The sequence below is a fragment of the Shewanella sp. A22 genome, from assembly GCF_053850585.1.
In genome coordinates, this window is sequence record NZ_JBSQBN010000041.1 from 16702 (window position 1) to 33959 (window position 17258).

The 17258-nt window shown below is 41.2% G+C and carries 12 protein-coding genes; 8 read left to right on the top strand and 4 right to left on the bottom strand.

The features are described from left to right. The first annotated feature begins 150 nt into the window (after positions 1-150). Entirely contained in the window at positions 151-1611 is a 1461-nt protein-coding gene (katB, locus tag ACWXWT_RS09610) for a catalase KatB (protein ID WP_456041364.1), read from the top strand. A gap of 125 nt (positions 1612-1736) precedes the next feature. On the opposite strand, the gene ACWXWT_RS09615 is transcribed toward katB, so the two are convergent. Then, complete coding sequence (locus ACWXWT_RS09615; RefSeq protein WP_456041365.1) at positions 1737-3221, bottom strand: CYTH domain-containing protein; 1485 nt, start codon at positions 3219-3221, stop codon at positions 1737-1739. Between the two features lie 236 nt (positions 3222-3457). On the opposite strand from ACWXWT_RS09615, the gene ACWXWT_RS09620 reads away from it, so the two are divergent. The 4 genes from ACWXWT_RS09620 (at position 3458) to putA (ending at position 9736) form a co-directional block, all read left to right on the top strand. After that, complete coding sequence (locus tag ACWXWT_RS09620) at positions 3458-4138, top strand: TIGR00153 family protein (protein ID WP_456041366.1); 681 nt, start codon at positions 3458-3460, stop codon at positions 4136-4138. A 25-nt stretch (positions 4139-4163) separates the two neighbouring features. Continuing rightward, the gene (locus ACWXWT_RS09625; protein ID WP_456041367.1) at positions 4164-5432 is read left to right on the top strand and encodes an inorganic phosphate transporter; all 1269 of its coding nucleotides are present in this window, start codon (positions 4164-4166) and stop codon (positions 5430-5432) included. Positions 5433-5571: 139 nt separating this feature from the next. Further along, complete coding sequence (locus ACWXWT_RS09630) at positions 5572-6153, top strand: TIGR04211 family SH3 domain-containing protein (protein ID WP_456041368.1); 582 nt, start codon at positions 5572-5574, stop codon at positions 6151-6153. 388 nt (positions 6154-6541) lie between these two features. Continuing rightward, positions 6542-9736, top strand: coding sequence for a bifunctional proline dehydrogenase/L-glutamate gamma-semialdehyde dehydrogenase PutA (gene putA / locus ACWXWT_RS09635; protein WP_456041369.1), 3195 nt, complete (start codon positions 6542-6544; stop codon positions 9734-9736). A gap of 42 nt (positions 9737-9778) precedes the next feature. On the opposite strand, the gene ACWXWT_RS09640 is transcribed toward putA, so the two are convergent. Beyond that, on the bottom strand, positions 9779-10075 hold the full coding sequence (locus tag ACWXWT_RS09640; protein ID WP_456041370.1) for a hypothetical protein: 297 nt from the start codon (positions 10073-10075) through the stop codon (positions 9779-9781). Positions 10076-10489: 414 nt separating this feature from the next. On the opposite strand from ACWXWT_RS09640, the gene ACWXWT_RS09645 reads away from it, so the two are divergent. The 3 genes from ACWXWT_RS09645 to ACWXWT_RS09655 all read left to right on the top strand — a co-directional run bounded on the left by ACWXWT_RS09645 (position 10490) and on the right by ACWXWT_RS09655 (position 13398). Next, positions 10490-11833 carry a Na+/H+ antiporter NhaC family protein gene (locus ACWXWT_RS09645; protein WP_456041371.1) on the top strand — a complete coding sequence of 448 codons (1344 nt, stop codon included), beginning with the start codon at positions 10490-10492 and terminating at the stop codon, positions 11831-11833. Positions 11834-11969: 136 nt separating this feature from the next. Further along, positions 11970-12662: a hypothetical protein gene (locus ACWXWT_RS09650; protein ID WP_456041372.1), complete on the top strand. Its 693-nt coding sequence runs from the start codon at positions 11970-11972 to the stop codon at positions 12660-12662. Between the two features lie 28 nt (positions 12663-12690). After that, the gene (locus ACWXWT_RS09655; RefSeq protein WP_456041373.1) at positions 12691-13398 is read left to right on the top strand and encodes an RNA pseudouridine synthase; all 708 of its coding nucleotides are present in this window, start codon (positions 12691-12693) and stop codon (positions 13396-13398) included. A gap of 19 nt (positions 13399-13417) precedes the next feature. On the opposite strand, the gene ACWXWT_RS09660 is transcribed toward ACWXWT_RS09655, so the two are convergent. Together ACWXWT_RS09660 and ACWXWT_RS09665 are read right to left on the bottom strand one after the other, a co-directional pair. Next, on the bottom strand, positions 13418-15574 hold the full coding sequence (locus tag ACWXWT_RS09660; RefSeq protein WP_456041374.1) for a S46 family peptidase: 2157 nt from the start codon (positions 15572-15574) through the stop codon (positions 13418-13420). A 178-nt stretch (positions 15575-15752) separates the two neighbouring features. Beyond that, positions 15753-16955 (bottom strand): aromatic amino acid transport family protein, encoded by a 1203-nt coding sequence (locus tag ACWXWT_RS09665; RefSeq protein WP_456041375.1) that lies wholly within the window; start codon positions 16953-16955, stop codon positions 15753-15755. Positions 16956-17258: the final 303 nt, after the last annotated feature.

Here is a 17258-nt window from a genome sequence, read left to right on the forward strand (position 1 = left end):
TTGCCCTTATCTATTTTAATCGTTTTTAATAATTGCGTTAGGCTTCTATTATGTCTCCATCGAGTGATGAGTTGAGTGAGGGAAATCATCATGGCAACAGTTTACGACTTAATTGAGCAGTGGTTAGAAGACCGCGCATAGGAGCAACAAATGAATCAAGGTAATTATTTAACCAGCCAAAATGGCGCCCCAGTAGCAGATGATCAAAATTCAATCTCGGCTGGTGAACGTGGCCCTCTACTTTTACAAGATTGGCATTTAATAGAAAAGCTTGCTCACTTTAATCGTGAACGCATTCCTGAGCGCGTGGTTCATGCTAAAGGAACGGGGGTGTACGGTACATTTACACTAACTAAGGATTTAAGTGAATTTACCATAGCGGATCATTTTAATGGCGCTGGTAAACAAACAGAAACGTTTATACGTTTCTCAACGGTAGGTGGCGAAATGGGCTCCGCTGATGCAGAGCGTGACCCACGTGGTTTTGGTTTACGTTTTTATACTGCACGAGGTAACCATGATATTGTTGGTAATAACACGCCAACATTCTTTATCCGTGATGGTATTAAGTTTCCTGATTTTATTCATACTCAAAAACGTCACCCGCAAACCAATGTAAAAGACCCGCAAGCGATGTGGGACTTTTGGTCGCTAAATCCTGAGTCGATGCATCAAGTGACTATTTTAATGTCAGACCGTGGCATTCCTGCTAACTATAGACAAATGCACGGTTACGGTTCGCATACATTCTCGTTTTGGAATGCAAAAGGCGAACGTTTTTGGGTTAAGTTTCACTTTAAGTCACAACAAGGCGTAGTGAATTTAACGGGCGAACAAGCGGATATACTAAAAGGTATCGACCCTGATTCATCACAACGTGACATGGTAGCCGCTATTACAGATGCTAACTTCCCACGTTGGACTGTGAATCTACAAATTATGCCAGAAGCAGATGCCAATACTTACGCCATTAATCCGTTTGATTTGACCAAAGTATGGCCGCATAGTGATTATCCGTTGATTGAAGTGGGTGTACTTGAGTTAAATCGATTACCACAAAATTACTTTGCTGAAGTGGAGCAAGTTGCATTAGCCCCGAGTAACTTAGTGCCTGGAGTGGGGGCATCGCCAGACAAAATGTTGCAAGCGCGCTTATTCTCTTATGCTGATGCGCAGCGTTATCGTATTGGGACTAATTATAACCAGTTACCTGTAAATTGTCCGCATGCCGCGAAAGCGAATCATCATCAACGTGCAGGGGCAATGGCTGGTACGCAGTGTCTTTATCAAGGTAGCCAAACTGGTGGTGATGCGAGTGTGAATTATGGTCCAAACACTCAGGCTCCATTAACCGAAGTTGTTGATTTCGCAGAGCCGCCATTACGTTTAGAGGGTGAAGCTGCTCGGTATAGTCGTTATAACCAAGATGATTATACTCAAGCGGGTAATCTTTATCGTATTTTCAGTGATGATGAGAAAAATCGTTTAGTTGAAACAATTGCGGGTTCGCTAAGTCAGACGACCTTAGATGTTCAACAAAAAATGGTTGATCACTTTACTAAAGCGGATGTTGATTACGGCCGGCGCGTAAAACAAGCACTAGCAAAATAAGTGGTTTATTAACCATTAATATTTGTCTTATTTAGACTTATGATATCCACCTTAAAACAGGAGAATAATAATATTCTCCTGTTTTCTATTGTGCGGCTTATTTGCTTTATTCAGCTCTGCTGAGCTTACCAGTATGTTGGTGCTTTTAAAGCACTTTTTCGTGAGTGTTCCATCGCAAATAACAAGCTGGTTTCTTTGTTGTCTAGCCAAGACTCAATCGCTAACTGATGTCTTTTATTCAGTTGCCGTAAAATTTTATAGGCGGCCAGTGTGCTGATCCCTAATGCTAAATCCTGCCACGGGGCACGGAATACTTCACGCTTTTTGGTTTGGTACATTTCACCATAAGCAAACCCCACTAAGATACTTTCATCTAATGCATCGGCAACATGCTGGTAATCTATGCTATTCATTTCAGATGTGCTTGGCATTAATTTAATAATACGCTTCCATGATGCTTGCTGTAATTGGTCGGCAAATGAACTCAGTTCTGGGTATTTGTTCAATTGATGCTGACCACTTTCAATGGTTAACAACAAATCAACTAATGCTAATTGTAATTGACCATATTCAGGATGTTGCCATATTGAGTTGAGCTGGGTTGCAATAGACATTGAGCTGATATGTTTTTCTAGTTGCTGGCATACAAGAGATTTATTATTAATGTTAGCTAGCGAGTTAGCCTCATCTTGCAACAATAAACAGCAACTTTGTAGTGGCTTAACAAATTGGAGGGATTGCTCGAGGTGCTCAAATAATAGGCTGGTTTGTTGGGTTGACAACCCAAATTGATCTAGCGTTAACCTAAGTAAGCGCACACAACGAAGTAATTCCACCCATAAGGATGATTGCTTATGCAGATCATCGGTTGAGGTCGTTAAAATATTTTCAACCAGTTGCCAACGCTCAAGACCTGTTTCTAATAAGATGCACACGGCTTGTTGTATGTTATTATTTTTAGCTAACGACACGTATTCAATATGCTCGATAGCAAATGGCTTAGATTTACCTGCAAGCTGATAACCACGCTGCGCTTTACTGGCTTTTCCTAAGCGTAAAGGCACTGATTTTGCAATGTGAGTGGCGAGCAATAATAGAGCTGATGTGTCACCCGTAAGTAATTCAAACTCAAGTTCGCATATGGGGTCTATATGGTGCTGAGCGATGATTTCACCCACATCTAATGCTACTTCAACTAAGCTATCGTTGATGTGTATATGCCAAGTTTGGCGTTCAAAATTGGTTTCGAAAATACACTCTAACGATGATGATACTTTGTCAAGATTATTATCAGCGGGCCAAATTTCTTTAGGGAAACGTGACAAGATCGGTGTTTTTTGATCAATGCTAACATTATATTCTGGGCGTGAATGGAGCCCACCTACAACACGGCCTGCTGTTTTTATGGTCTGTTCTAGTTGATTGTCAAACCCTCTTACACGTAACCCCATATCCCAACGGCGCAGTTGTAAATCGTCTGTATCGAAATATCCGTTGGTGAGTTTCTTCTGCCCTTGCGGGGTCGAATCAGGGTATTCATTCAATATTTTTATCAATAAATCATGATGTTGTGGTTGAATGAATAGTTTTAACTCTATTTCTGCGTCCATTGACTTTGTGTTTGCCTTGTCATTAAATGTTCACTAATGCGTCATATTATCTTCATAATGTCACATTGCTGTAATAAAAATCTCTTAGTATAGCGTTGCTCGCATCATATATACTGAGCAACGATAACAGAGAAACTGTCGTACGAAATTAAAAAACACAGTTTCATTATGCGGACGCTTGGGTTAACATGCGCCCGCTTTTTCCAAACTGGAATTAACTAAATAGGTAAACGGCAATGCCAGTAAACTCTATTTTAGGTGTGTTTGCAAAATCACCTCTTAAGCCTTTAGAACAACATATTGACAAAGTACATGAGTGTGCATCACTCCTTGTTCCTTTCTTTGACGCAACCAATTCAGGCGACTGGGATGAAGCGATAAGGATACGCAAGCAAATTAGTTTGCTTGAAAAAGATGCAGATTCACTTAAACGTGAAATTCGCCTGACTCTACCCGGTGGATTATTCATGCCTGTTGAACGTACTGACTTGCTTGAGTTATTAACTCAACAAGACAAAATCGCTAACAAGGCAAAAGATATCTCTGGCCGTATTATTGGCCGTCAATTAGTCCTCCCTCAACCGATGCAAGATGCTTTTGGTGCCTATCTAAAACGTTGTTTAGATGCGGTATCACTTGCCAAGCGGGCAATTAACGAACTCGATGATTTACTCGAAACCGGTTTCCGTGGTCGTGAAGTTCAGTTAGTGGCTAAAATGATTAATGAATTAGATGTTATCGAAGAAGATTCTGATGATTTACAAATTCAAGTGCGTCGTCAGTTATATGCATTAGAATCTGAATTGAATCCAATTGATGTGATGTTCACATACAAAATAATTGAATGGGTTGGAGGTTTAGCAGATATTGCTGAGCGTGTAGGTTCCCGCCTAGAGCTAATGCTAGCTCGTAACTAATCACAAAGGTTATCAAGGAAACAACATGGTTGATGTATTAGTCACCAACGGCCCTATTCTTATTATGATTGCGGCTGCATTTGGATTTTTGATGGCATGGGGTATTGGTGCAAACGACGTAGCCAATGCAATGGGAACCTCTGTGGGTTCTAATGCCATTACCATTAAACAAGCGATTATTATTGCAATGATCTTTGAGTTTGCCGGTGCTTTTCTAGCCGGCGGTGAAGTCACCAGTACCATTCGTAAAGGTATTATCGACGCCAGTTATTTTACTGCCGTTCCTGAGTTGTTGGTATATGGCATGATTGCCTCATTACTTGCTGCTGGTATTTGGTTGGTGGTAGCCTCCGCATTAGGCTGGCCAGTGTCTACAACCCATTCAATTATTGGTGCTATTGTAGGTTTTGCTGCTGTGGGTGTCAGTGCCGACGCTGTGGAATGGGGTAAAGTAGGTGGTATCGTTGGTTCTTGGGTTGTGACACCGGCAATTTCTGGTTTTATTGCCTTTATCATTTTCCAAAGTGTTCAAAAACTAATATTTAACACAGATGACCCATTAAGTAATGCTAAGCGATATGTGCCTTTCTACATGGCATTGGCCGGTTTTGTAATGTCACTTGTGACGATAACAAAAGGGTTAAAGCATGTCGGTATACATTTTTCAACAATGGAAGCTTATCTTTTAGCTACTGTTGTTGCTGCGCTAGTGGGTATTATAGGTAAAATAGCGATTAGTCGTTTAAAAATGAGTAACAAAGCCGACTTAAAAACCCAATATGGCAATGTTGAAAAAGTATTTGCTATTTTAATGGTTGTTACGGCGTGTTGTATGGCTTTTGCTCATGGGTCTAACGACGTTGCTAATGCAATTGGCCCATTAGCTGCAGTGGTTTCTGTGGTTGAAAGTGGTGGTGTAATTGGTGCTAAGGCTGTCCTTGCGTGGTGGATTTTGCCACTTGGTGCAGTAGGTATTGTGTTGGGTTTAGCTATTTTTGGCCAACGAGTAATGCAAACCATTGGTAAAAACATCACTCATTTAACCCCAAGTCGTGGTTTTGCTGCTGAATTAGCCGCGGCATCGACTGTGGTTATTGCTTCTGGTACAGGGTTACCTATTTCAACAACGCAAACCTTAGTGGGTGCAGTGTTGGGTGTGGGAATGGCGCGTGGTATTGCGGCAATTAATATTGGTGTTGTGCGTAACATTGTTGTGTCTTGGGTTGTTACCTTGCCAGCAGGTGCTGCATTATCTATTGTATTCTTCTTTATTATTAAGAGTATCTTTAGCTAATTTAACCAATACGTATGATATTTTTGCAGAAATGTGAATGTTAAATGCATTTAAGAAGGAAGTCATATGACTTCCTTCTTGCATTCAGGGCATTTAATAAATAGCATGACAACAAGTTTTCTGAGTTTGGATAAATACCGTGTTAAGAGTACTTTCAATTCTTATATTTTTACTTGCACCAAGTGGCGTGTTTGCAGCCCAAGAACCAACACGCTTTATTTCTGATGATGTGTTCACCTATATTCACGGTGGACCGGGTACTGAGTTTCGCATTCTTGGAAGTGTCGAAGCGGGTCAACCGATAACACTATTAGGTAACACTGAAGGTGATTTTACTCAAATTATCGATCATAAAGGTCGTGAAGGTTGGGTATTAAGCAGTCTCGTTACCGATCAACCTAGTTTTCGCGAGCGTTTCCCTGAGATGGAAGCGCAACTAAAGCAAGCCAATGAGCAATTAAATGACATTACCCATAGTACGAATAATGCCGAAGAGTATCTAAAGCTGGCTAATGATAAAGTGACTGAACTAAATACCGCATTATCGAAAGCGATTAAAGAGCGAGATGAAGCAAAGGCAAAAGTACAGCAAGTAGCTGATAACCAACGTTATGAAATGTGGCAGCAAGGTGGGTTAATTGCTGGTATTGGCGCATTGATTGGTATTTTACTCGTGTATTTACCTCGTCCTCAGCGCCGCAACAAAAGCCGCTGGATGTAACACTAGGTTTTGGTGAGCTTTCAGTGACAGAACTATGCCATTAATATTATTGTGAAAAAGCCAGCGTTTCAAACGTTGGCTTTTTTTATTTCTTTTTGGTTATTGATTACATCTGAGCTTTTTAAAAAATACAATCTAGTATTAATCGTTGTTTTACAATGGCTTAAATTTGTTTTCTTTATAGTTGATGCGCCTCTATCACGTTATTTTTATATGTGCAGTGATCTTAATTAAACAATTAATAGTATTTTTTCAACTATAGTGTCCAAGTTCACATTTTGAATGTATAATCGCCGAAAACGCAGATCGTACATTGTATACAAAATAAAATATTCGTGAATACAGTGTCCATTCAATAACCATAATAACCATCCTTAATCCGACCCAGATGGAAGCGAATACTATGTTCAAAGCGAGTGAAGTACTGGACGGCCGCTATGACAATGCCACTCTTGAAGAGCTGTTTACTGCAGTGACCAACAACTACATTGTCGACGAAGAGCAATACCTAGCTGAGTTAATTAAACTTGTACCTTCGTCTGAAAAAGACATAGATCAAGTGACTTGTCGTGCCCATGAGCTTGTGAGCAAAGTGCGTCAGTTTGAGAAAAAAGGCCTTATGGTGGGTATTGATGCCTTTTTGCAGCAATACAGCCTAGAAACGAAAGAAGGCATTATCTTAATGTGTCTAGCTGAAGCTTTACTGCGTATTCCTGATGCGGAAACAGCAGATGCATTAATTCAAGACAAACTGTCTGGTGCCCAGTGGGATGAACACCTTAATCGAAGTGATTCATTACTGGTTAATGCTTCTACTTGGGGCTTAATGTTAACGGGTAGAGTTGTAAAATTAGACCGTAATATAGATGGTACGCCAAGTCACTTGCTTAAACGCTTGGTCAATCGTGTCGGTGAGCCGATGATCCGCCAAGCGATGTTAGCGGCGATGAAGATTATGGGTAAGCAGTTTGTTTTGGGCCGCGATGTTAAAGAAGCGCTGAAAAATAGCGAAGCTAAACGTAAGCTTGGTTATACCCATAGCTATGACATGTTAGGTGAAGCTGCATTAACGACCATCGACGCGCAGAAGTATTTCACGGATTATAGTAATGCTATCCGCGATTTAGGTGCTCAACAATATGCAGAATCTGATTCACCAAGACCGACTATTTCGATCAAGTTATCTGCATTGCATCCGCGTTATGAAGTGGCGAATGAAGATCGTGTATTAACCGAGCTTTATGGCACTGTGATTAAATTGATTGTTCAAGCGCGTGAGTTGAATGTCGGCATTTCTATTGATGCCGAAGAAGTTGATCGCCTTGAGTTATCGTTAAAGTTGTTTAAGCAACTTTATCAGTCTGAAGCCGCTAAAGGTTGGGGTTTGTTAGGCATTGTAGTGCAAGCTTATTCTAAACGTTGTTTACCTGCACTGTGTTGGATAACACGTCTTGCAAAAGATCAAGGTGACGAAATTCCACTGCGGTTAGTTAAAGGCGCTTATTGGGACAGCGAGCTTAAATGGGCGCAACAGACTGGTGAAGGTGGTTATCCACTTTATACCCGCAAAGCCGGCACCGATGTGTCTTATTTAGCTTGTGCACGTTATTTGTTGTCCGATACAACTCGTGGTGCAATATACCCACAGTTTGCCACCCATAATGCCCAGACCGTCGCTAGTATTGATGCTATGGCTGGCGACCGTTTATATGAATACCAACGTTTGCATGGTATGGGCCAAGAGCTTTACGACACCATGCTAGCTGAAAGCGGTGCTAAAGTAGTACGTATCTATGCTCCTATTGGTGCTCATAAAGATTTACTGCCGTATTTAGTCCGTCGTTTACTGGAAAACGGTGCCAATACTTCATTTGTACATAAACTCGTTGACCCTAATACGCCAATTGAAAGCTTGGTGATTCATCCACTCGTGACCTTATTAGGTTACAAGTCGTTAGCTAATCAAAAAATTGTTAAACCGGCTGATATTTTCGGTGCAGAACGTAAAAACTCTAAAGGATTAAATATGAACATTATTTCTGAGTCAGAGCCCTTTTTTGCTGCGCTGGATAAATATAGTGATACTCAATGGACAGCAGGTCCGTTAGTAAACGGGCAAACCTTAACGGGTGAAGTTCAAACTGTTGTTAGCCCTTTTGATACTTCATTAACTGTTGGCAAAGTCGCATTTGCTGATGCCAACGCGATTGAACAAGCCATTGCCAGTGCAGATACTGCTTTTGCTCGCTGGGCTCGTACATCAGTAGAAACCCGTGCAAACGCATTGCAAAAGTTAGCCGACTTGCTAGAAGAAAACCGTGAAGAGTTGATTGTGTTATGTACTCGAGAAGCGGGTAAAAGTATCCAAGACGGTATTGATGAAGTACGCGAAGCGGTAGATTTTTGTCGTTACTATGCCGTACAAGCTAAGAAAATGATGGCTAAGCCTGAGTTACTTCCAGGCCCAACAGGCGAGTTGAATGAGCTTTTTTTACAAGGCCGCGGTATTTTTGTGTGCATTAGCCCATGGAACTTCCCGTTAGCGATTTTCTTAGGCCAGATTTCTGCAGCATTAGCAGCAGGTAATACTGTGATAGCTAAACCTGCAGAGCAAACTTGTTTAGTGGGTTATCGTGCAGTGCAACTGGCACATGAAGCTGGTATTCCTACCGATGTATTGCAGTTTTTACCCGGCACTGGCGCTGTTGTCGGTTCTGCAATCACCGCTGATGAGCGTATTGGCGGAGTATGTTTTACTGGCTCGACCGGTACCGCAAAATTGATTAACCGTACTTTGGCAAACCGTGATGGCGCTATTATTCCATTAATCGCGGAAACCGGTGGTCAAAATGCCATGGTGGTTGACTCAACATCACAACCAGAACAAGTAGTAAACGATGTGGTTTCTTCATCGTTTACCAGTGCAGGTCAACGTTGTTCTGCATTGCGAGTGCTATTTTTACAAGAAGATATCGCTGAGCGCGTGATTGAAGTGATGAAAGGTGCCATGGAGGAATTAGTGATAGGTAATCCTAGTTCGGTTAAAACCGATGTAGGCCCAGTGATTGATGCCACCGCCAAAGCGAACTTGAATGCTCATATCGATCATATCTGCCAAGTTGGTAAACTCATCAATAAACTTGAGTTACCTGCTGGTACTGAAAACGGTCATTTTGTTGCACCTACTGCAGTTGAGATCAACTCGATAAAGATGCTAGAAAAAGAGCATTTTGGCCCTATTTTGCATATTATCCGTTATAAAGCGGCAGATTTAGCAAAAGTGGTTGATGAAATCAATAGCACAGGTTTTGGCTTAACGTTAGGGATCCACAGCCGTAACGAAGGTCATGCACTATCATTAGCTGATAAAGTCAATGTGGGTAACGTGTACATAAACCGTAATCAAATCGGGGCCGTTGTTGGCGTGCAACCATTTGGTGGTCAAGGGTTATCGGGTACGGGACCTAAAGCGGGTGGTCCACATTACTTAACGCGTTTTGTGACCGAAAAAACACGCACGAATAATATTACTGCAATTGGTGGTAACGCGACATTGTTGTCGCTGGGTGATGCCGACGAATAATGCCTTTTTTTCAATTTCTTAAGCCCACATTTTGTGGGCTTTTTACGTTTTCTGGGACGAATTAAGCTGGATATTATTACGTGCTAAACCGCGATGGACATTTTTACATAGCTTTCCCAAACGACTAAGATCACCGAAAGAGGGAGTGACACCTTGATAGATGGCGGTTTCCCAATAGTTTAGTTCTGAGTCGACCAGATCCAATAATTTTTTTGGACAACCTACACAGCTGTTGCTGGGGCCACAACGAAAGATGTCTGGTGAGTCTAATGGGAAGGCTTGTTTTGCTTGGGCGATGAGCTGTTTCATCGCACTGATCCTGTCGGGTTTATGTTGCATATTACACCTCGTTTGAGCATCCCGATTGAACTGTTCATTGTAAATGATTCACGTTCATGAGATGGGCCAGTGAGTAGCATTCAGCATAACAAATGGCCGTTAAGGTAATACTAATTTAAATCAATTTTTTACATTAAAAATAGCGTTAAATCGATAAATTGATTATGTTTATGTTAAGTAGTTGTAGCAGTATTCAAGTTTTAGAAGAAAAAGTACTCTGGAGGCAAAGAAGTCTAGACGTCTAGATTGACAGGCGTGAAGAGTTCTCTTATTCTTGGCACAACTTGTTATGATGTGACTGCAATATTTAGCACCGTTAAACGTGTTGTTAAATTATCACCGATGACCGAGATTGTGTCGTACTCGCTTTTCTCATCCAACAATCCCTATCCGTTAAGATAAAGAGAGATTACTTTGACCAAAGCTACTTCACCAGTTACCCCGGCCGTAAACAACCCTGGGTCGTTTGTGGCCTTATTGCCATTATTTTTATTTTTAGGATTATTTATTGGCGCTGGCTTATATTTCCAAAGTCAGGGTGTTGATTATGCGTTTTACCAATTGCCCAGCGTGATTGCTATTTTACCTGCCATCGTATTGGCTGTGCTGTTGTCTAAACAGCACATCAATAACGCGATAGAAACCTTTATTGAAGGTATTGGCCATAGCAATATTATTGCCATGTGTTTAATTTATTTATTGGCAGGCGCATTTGCTGCAGTGGCTAAGGCCACTGGTGGTGTTGATGCTACTGTGGCACTCGGTTTGTCGTTTATTTCTTCAAATTTATTGCTACCAGGCTTCTTTGTTATCGCTGCATTTATTGCGACATCCATGGGCACATCCATGGGGACGATTGCGGCCGTTGCGCCAGTAGCGTTAGGTGTTGCTGATCAAGCTCAAATTGATTACGCCTTAATGGCGGGAGCGGTTATGTCTGGTGCTTTATTTGGTGATAATCTATCGATTATTTCGGATACTACGATTGCGGCCACTCGTACTCAAGGTTGTGAAATGAAAGATAAATTTCGTGAAAATTTAGTGTTTTCGATTCCGGCCTCTATTCTCACATTGATTGCTTTCTCGTTTGCAGGCCAAGGGCATGCAGATATTGCTGCTCAGGATATTGAAATACTAAAAGTATTACCCTATTTAACCATTTTGGTATTAGCGGTTGCGGGGTTAAATGTATTTGTGGTGCTGTCATTAGGTATAGTGTTGGCTGGTATGACTGGTGTATTGAGTTCTGATTACAGTTTTATTCAATTAGGTAATGATATTTATACTGGTTTTACTAATATGCAGGAGATTTTTATTCTGTCGATGTTGGTGGGTGGTTTAGCGGCATTAATGCAGCAACAAGGTGGATTAACCTTTGTCAGTAAACAGATAGAGCGTTTAATTAAACGTTTTTCTAAAGCCAATGGAGGAGCCTCAACCCGTGCCGCAGAGCTTGGTATGGCTGCCATTGTTGCCGCTACCAATACTTGTGTAGCTAATAATACCGTGTCAATTGTTGTGACGGGTGATATCGCTAAAGAGCTTGCTGAGAAACATGGTGTATCACCCAAGCGAGCTGCGAGTATTTTGGATATTTTTGCTTGTATTATTCAAGGGTTAATTCCACATGGTGCGCAAGCATTGTTAATTGCATCTGTGTTTACCATCAGCCCGTTAACTGCAATATCTAATGCTTGGTATTGTATGATCCTAGCGATAACGGCAGTAGCAATTGTGATATTTCGTAAGCGCAGTTAACTCGACAGCATTTTGATTAATGAATCATAATCGATCAGTACCCATTCACCAGTGATTGGGTATTGTCGTTTTGGGCTTTACTTTTATGTTTTCCGCGTTAACATTCACTCCCCATTTTAGACAAAAGTGTTGATCCGTGACAGATAGAGTCCGTAATTATGATTTACACCTAGTGATTGTATTTATGTCATTGGCCGCTGCCGCCATTTGCTCTTTTGGTGTTGGAAGCGCATTGATAGCGCAAGTCGATAATATCGGTTTAGATATGTTGATGATCCGCCCCGATTCTCTTGGTGATTATATGAATTCATCATTGGCTGTCGTGTTTAATTTGTCATTGCTAGCGGGAGGTTCATGTTTCTTGTTGGCGATGGTGGCGGTGTTTAACACTTATCCTGATTTACTCAGTCGTTACTTAGCTATTGTTGGCGGAGTTGTGGGGAGCAGCATCGTGCTGATGGGGGTGTTTCCGGTTAATTTTTTAGATTTACACCGTAAGGTGTCTACCCTCTATTTATTCAGCTCAATTTTTTTACATTGCATATGCTTAGTGGATTATTTCAAACCAGGTAGCACTATGAGCAAGCGAATGCTGTCGTTGAGTATTATTTCGTTGTGCAGCGGCTTGTTATTATTGACGCTGTTTGATTGGAGCCTGTTAGGTTTTGCCGAGTGTAGTACTGACTTTCCTCAGTATTGTATTGTGTCATTAGCGATGTGGTCATTAACGCAGGCGAATATTTTGTGGTGTATCAGCCTCGGGCTAAGTATGTTAACTGCCATTAAAACTCAACAACAAAACCTGTATCAATTACTCGAAACCCATTAATGTTATTTCTTTTTTGAGTATGACTCCAATGCGATTAAGTCATTATTTGGCTGTGTGTGGTGTGGCTTCAAGGCGCCAGTCGGCTCGGCTTATTGATAGCGGTCGAGTCAGTATAGATCATCAAATCGCTAAGCATACTGATCGTATAAATCTTGCTGAAACCGTAACGGTTTTAGTTGACGACAAACCGATTCTACCTGTGCAAGATAAACAGTATTGGCTGTATCACAAACCTGTTGGTGTTGATTGCCGTTTATTAGTAACTGATCCATGTAGTTTGCTACATGTATTACCTAACCTGCCAAGGTTGTATCCTGCAGGTCGTTTAGATAAAGATTCTCGTGGATTATTGCTGCTCACCAATGATGGCCAATTAACGCAAGCGTTAATGCATCCCGATTACTATCATCCAAAAACGTATGTGGTCCAAGTTGATAAGGCTATTAGTGCTGATTTTCTATTGGCGATGGGGCAAGGGGTTATTTATGGTGATGTGCATACTCGACCTTGCCAAATTAGCCCATTAAGTTGTGCAGCTGATGAAGATCGATTTGAGATAGTATTAACTCAGGGGTTAAATCGACAAATACGTCGTATGTGTCAAAATCTTGGTTATAAAGTGATTGATTTACAACGCACCCAGTTGTTGGATATCAGCCTAGGTGATCTTGCAGAAACAACAATGCGGCCATTAACGGCCGCAGAGTTATTGAGTCTTCAACACGCAGTAAACTGAGCGTTATGTTGAACAATTATTACTTAACGATTTCCATTTCAGCTAATAAGTTGTCAGCATTGTCTAAATACTGCATTACCCAAAGCATGTAACGACTGTCTACTTGGATAGAACGATTGCTTTGTGCATCGTATCCCCAGTCACCAATGATACTTTCGTAAACACCATCAAACAGTAAACCGACGAGTTCTGCGCGGCCATTTAACGTTGGTGAACCAGAGTTACCACCAGTTGTGTCTAAAGTCGATAAAAAGTTAACCGGGACAGAATCAACGGCTTTGATGTAGTAATCTCCGTATTTTTTTTGCTTAATTAATTCAAGTTGTTTAGCCGGAGCATCGAAAGGCTCAATCCCCGTGTCTTTAGCTAAAATACCTTCTAAACGAGTAAAAGGTACCGCAACTAAACCATCCTGTGGTGAATAACCCTTAACGTTACCGACAGTCACACGTAAGCTTGAGTTAGCGTCAGCATAAACGGGTTTTCCTAACTCGCGATTATAAGCAATGATAGCGTCCATATATTGTGGGCGTACTTTCATTAAGTCACCTGCTAATTGCTTTTCCTCTTTTTCGCGAGCCATGTCTGCATCATAGAGTTGTACGGCTAATTGGATGAATGGGTCTTTAGATGCCTTAAACTCGGCAACTGATTTGTTCATCCATGCTAAGCGGGTTTCTTTGCTGCTTAGCTTGGTTTTTGCGTACATGTTGTCGAGGGATTTAGCTAATGCTTTAGCATCAAACTTATTGTTTATACCAAAAGCGTTATCTAAAGAGGTTAAATGTTGCTCTGCGGGTAGTGATGCATAGCGGGTCAGTAAATCGGCTAACAGTGCTTTATCGACATTAGCGGCATAACGGCGATCAATGCGTTCCATTCTTGAGGTAAAGTTAGTCATGTCACGGTCTTGATAACCTGGCTCACGTTGCATGTCGGCTAATGTTTTTTCATTGGCTAAACGGTACAAGTCACGCGCGGTTGTCATCATTGTGGTGTAGCCGATATAACCTAATAAAATATCACGTTGTTGATTTTCTTGGCTTTTAGCAACCAACTTTTCTAAATTTGATAATGTTTTGCCATATTGCTGTTGGCGCTTTTTATCTTTGCTTATCCAATTGGCTAAATCACTTTCTACTTTTTTACGATCAGCGAGCATGGTTGATTTACCATAAAACTCAATCATCGAGGTATAGTTTTTGGCGTAATTAGCTAAACCAGCAAGTAAGCTTTCGTATTTAATTCGTTCATCACTGCCTTCTGGCGCCGTTTCTTTGATGATGTCAATCATGCGCTCTTGTAGGTCTTTTCCTTCAGGATAAGCCCAATCAAATTGGTTTTTGACTTCATCTGCCGTGCGGTAACGGTTAGTGCGGCCAGGATAGCCAGCAACCATCACAAAGTCGCCATCACTGACACCTTTAGCCGAAACTTTTAAGAAGCTTTTAGGCTCGTAAGGGACATTGTCTTTGCTGAAATCAGCAGGCTTACCATCTTTAGATACATACGCACGATAAAAAGAGAAGTCACCGGTATGACGAGGCCACATCCAATTGTCGATATCGCCGCCATATTTACCCACGCTTGCTGCTGGGTTATAGGCTAACCGTACATCGCGAATTTCTAACTGCTTAACCAAATAATATTCTAAGCCGCCGTGGAAGCTATACACTTGGCAGCGGTAACCGTCTTCTTTCTCGCATTCAGCGACTAAAGCTTTTTCTTGTAGTTCAATACCCTTATAAAAGTCATTACCCACCTTATCCATCTGGTTCGCTTTCACTTTATCGGTAACATTGGTTACCGCTTCAGTCACAAAAATGCGTGAACCCGGGGTTGCTGGTAATTCTTCGGCGTAGTTTTTGGCTAAAAAACCGTCTTTAAGGAGGTTTTTGTCGGGCGTTGAATTGTACTGAATTGAACCGTATGCGCAGTGGTGATTTGTGACCACTAAGCCTTTTGGCGACACAAATGATGCTGTGCAACCACCGAGGCTGATAACGGCATTCATTGGAAATTCAGTCAATTTAGAAATTGAATCAGCGCTTATTTCTAAGCCTTTTGCTTTGAGCTCATCAGCCATTGCTGGGAGTTGGTGTGGTTGCCACATACCTTCATCTGCCGTAGCGCCAAAGCTGGTAGCTATTGCGACAGTTAATAACCATTTTTTCATTATATAATTCCATTTTTGGGGGCTGGTAATGAATGTGTTGCCAGTTGTATCTATAAATATGGGGGAAATACCATTGAACCATAGAGACAAAAAAGTCAGGCGTAACCTGACTTTAACAAATGTTTAATCATCTTAATAGCGTTTGCAAAACTCGCTTACAAATCCATTAATATATGACTTAGGCCAACGCTACCATTAATTGCGCTACAACAATCAATGTGCCAAGTAAGCCTGCGATAATCAGCCCTAAGCGACCACCAGATACTTGGTAACCGTCCAATTGTTGTGAGCGTTGTTTTAATGCCATTGTGATTGGCAAATAAATAATCATTACTACTAATGGAATTGCGGCAAAACCGAGTACTTTAAAAAAACCGTCTGGGTAATAGAGAGCACACAATAGCGGTGGTACAAAGGTTATTAACCATGTTTGTGCACGACCAATTGCATCATCTTTGGCGCGGGTGAGTTCGGCAACATAATCAAATAAGCTCATGGTGACACCCAAAAATGAAGTGATTAAGGCAAGATTTGCGAACAGATCAATCGCTTGGCTAATAAGGTTAGATTGAACCAACCCTTGCAATGCAGCAACTAATTTTGGTAGCGAGCCACCAAAGCTATGAACCGTTTCACCGCCTAAAGAACCTAAGGTCACTAATAACCACAGAATGTAACAAGCTAATGGAATGGTAGAACCAATCAGCAAGACTTTTCTTAATGACATGGCATCGCCATCAAGGTAGCGCACAATGGTTGCAATGCAGACATGGAACCCAAATGAGGTGAATACAACAGGAATCGCAGCTAACCAGAGTTGTTGTAGTGCCATACCTTCGGCAACGTTAGTTGAGTAATTGTTTAATGCATTGATTAAATTAACATCAGGTAATAAAAATGCCACCACAATGACCAGTAATACCACCATAGATGTGAATAAAATGCGCGATACTTTATCAATCCATTTTACTCCGATGGCAATTAATCCACCAAAAATCACTGTAAACAGAATGACTGCTACTTGGTTGCTCATGTTAATACCAATGGGCTGTAAACGCGTTTCTAATAGCGATGAGCCACCCATTAGATAGACCATGGTTAACGCAAATAATAAGCTAAGAAATGAACCACCTTGGATAAGTTGGCCAACTTTTCCTAGGGTTTTACCTGTAATGGCATGAACATTGTCGCCCACACCACTGTGAAGATTAATTTCTAACATCAATAACGAGGTGTAAGCCGATAACCCCCAAATAACCATCAATAAGATTAACGCTGGGATTATCCCCAAGGCAGCAGTCGCTAATGGTAAGGCTAGCATGCCTCCCCCAATTGCCGTCCCTGCAACTATTGAAATAGAGCCTAAAGTTTTAACATTCACAGCAAACGTCCTGTTTAATTATTATTTTATTTGTTTCGGACATTAGCAGAAGGGTGACAGAGCAGGCAAGGATCTTTGATTGTTAAAGGCTAACAGCGGTGTTTACAAACAATTACATAACATTACGCCAAACTGTTTTACACGCTATTTTTGCAATAGCGTAGCATTACGGTGTTATACCAATCCTATTAAATATGTGATCTTTCAGCGGGAGTTCAAAGTGCTGTAGGCAAGGCAGATGATTGAAGCGAATAGTGATTCTATTTTGAAAGCATCTAACGAAGCATAAAGGACTTTGAAACC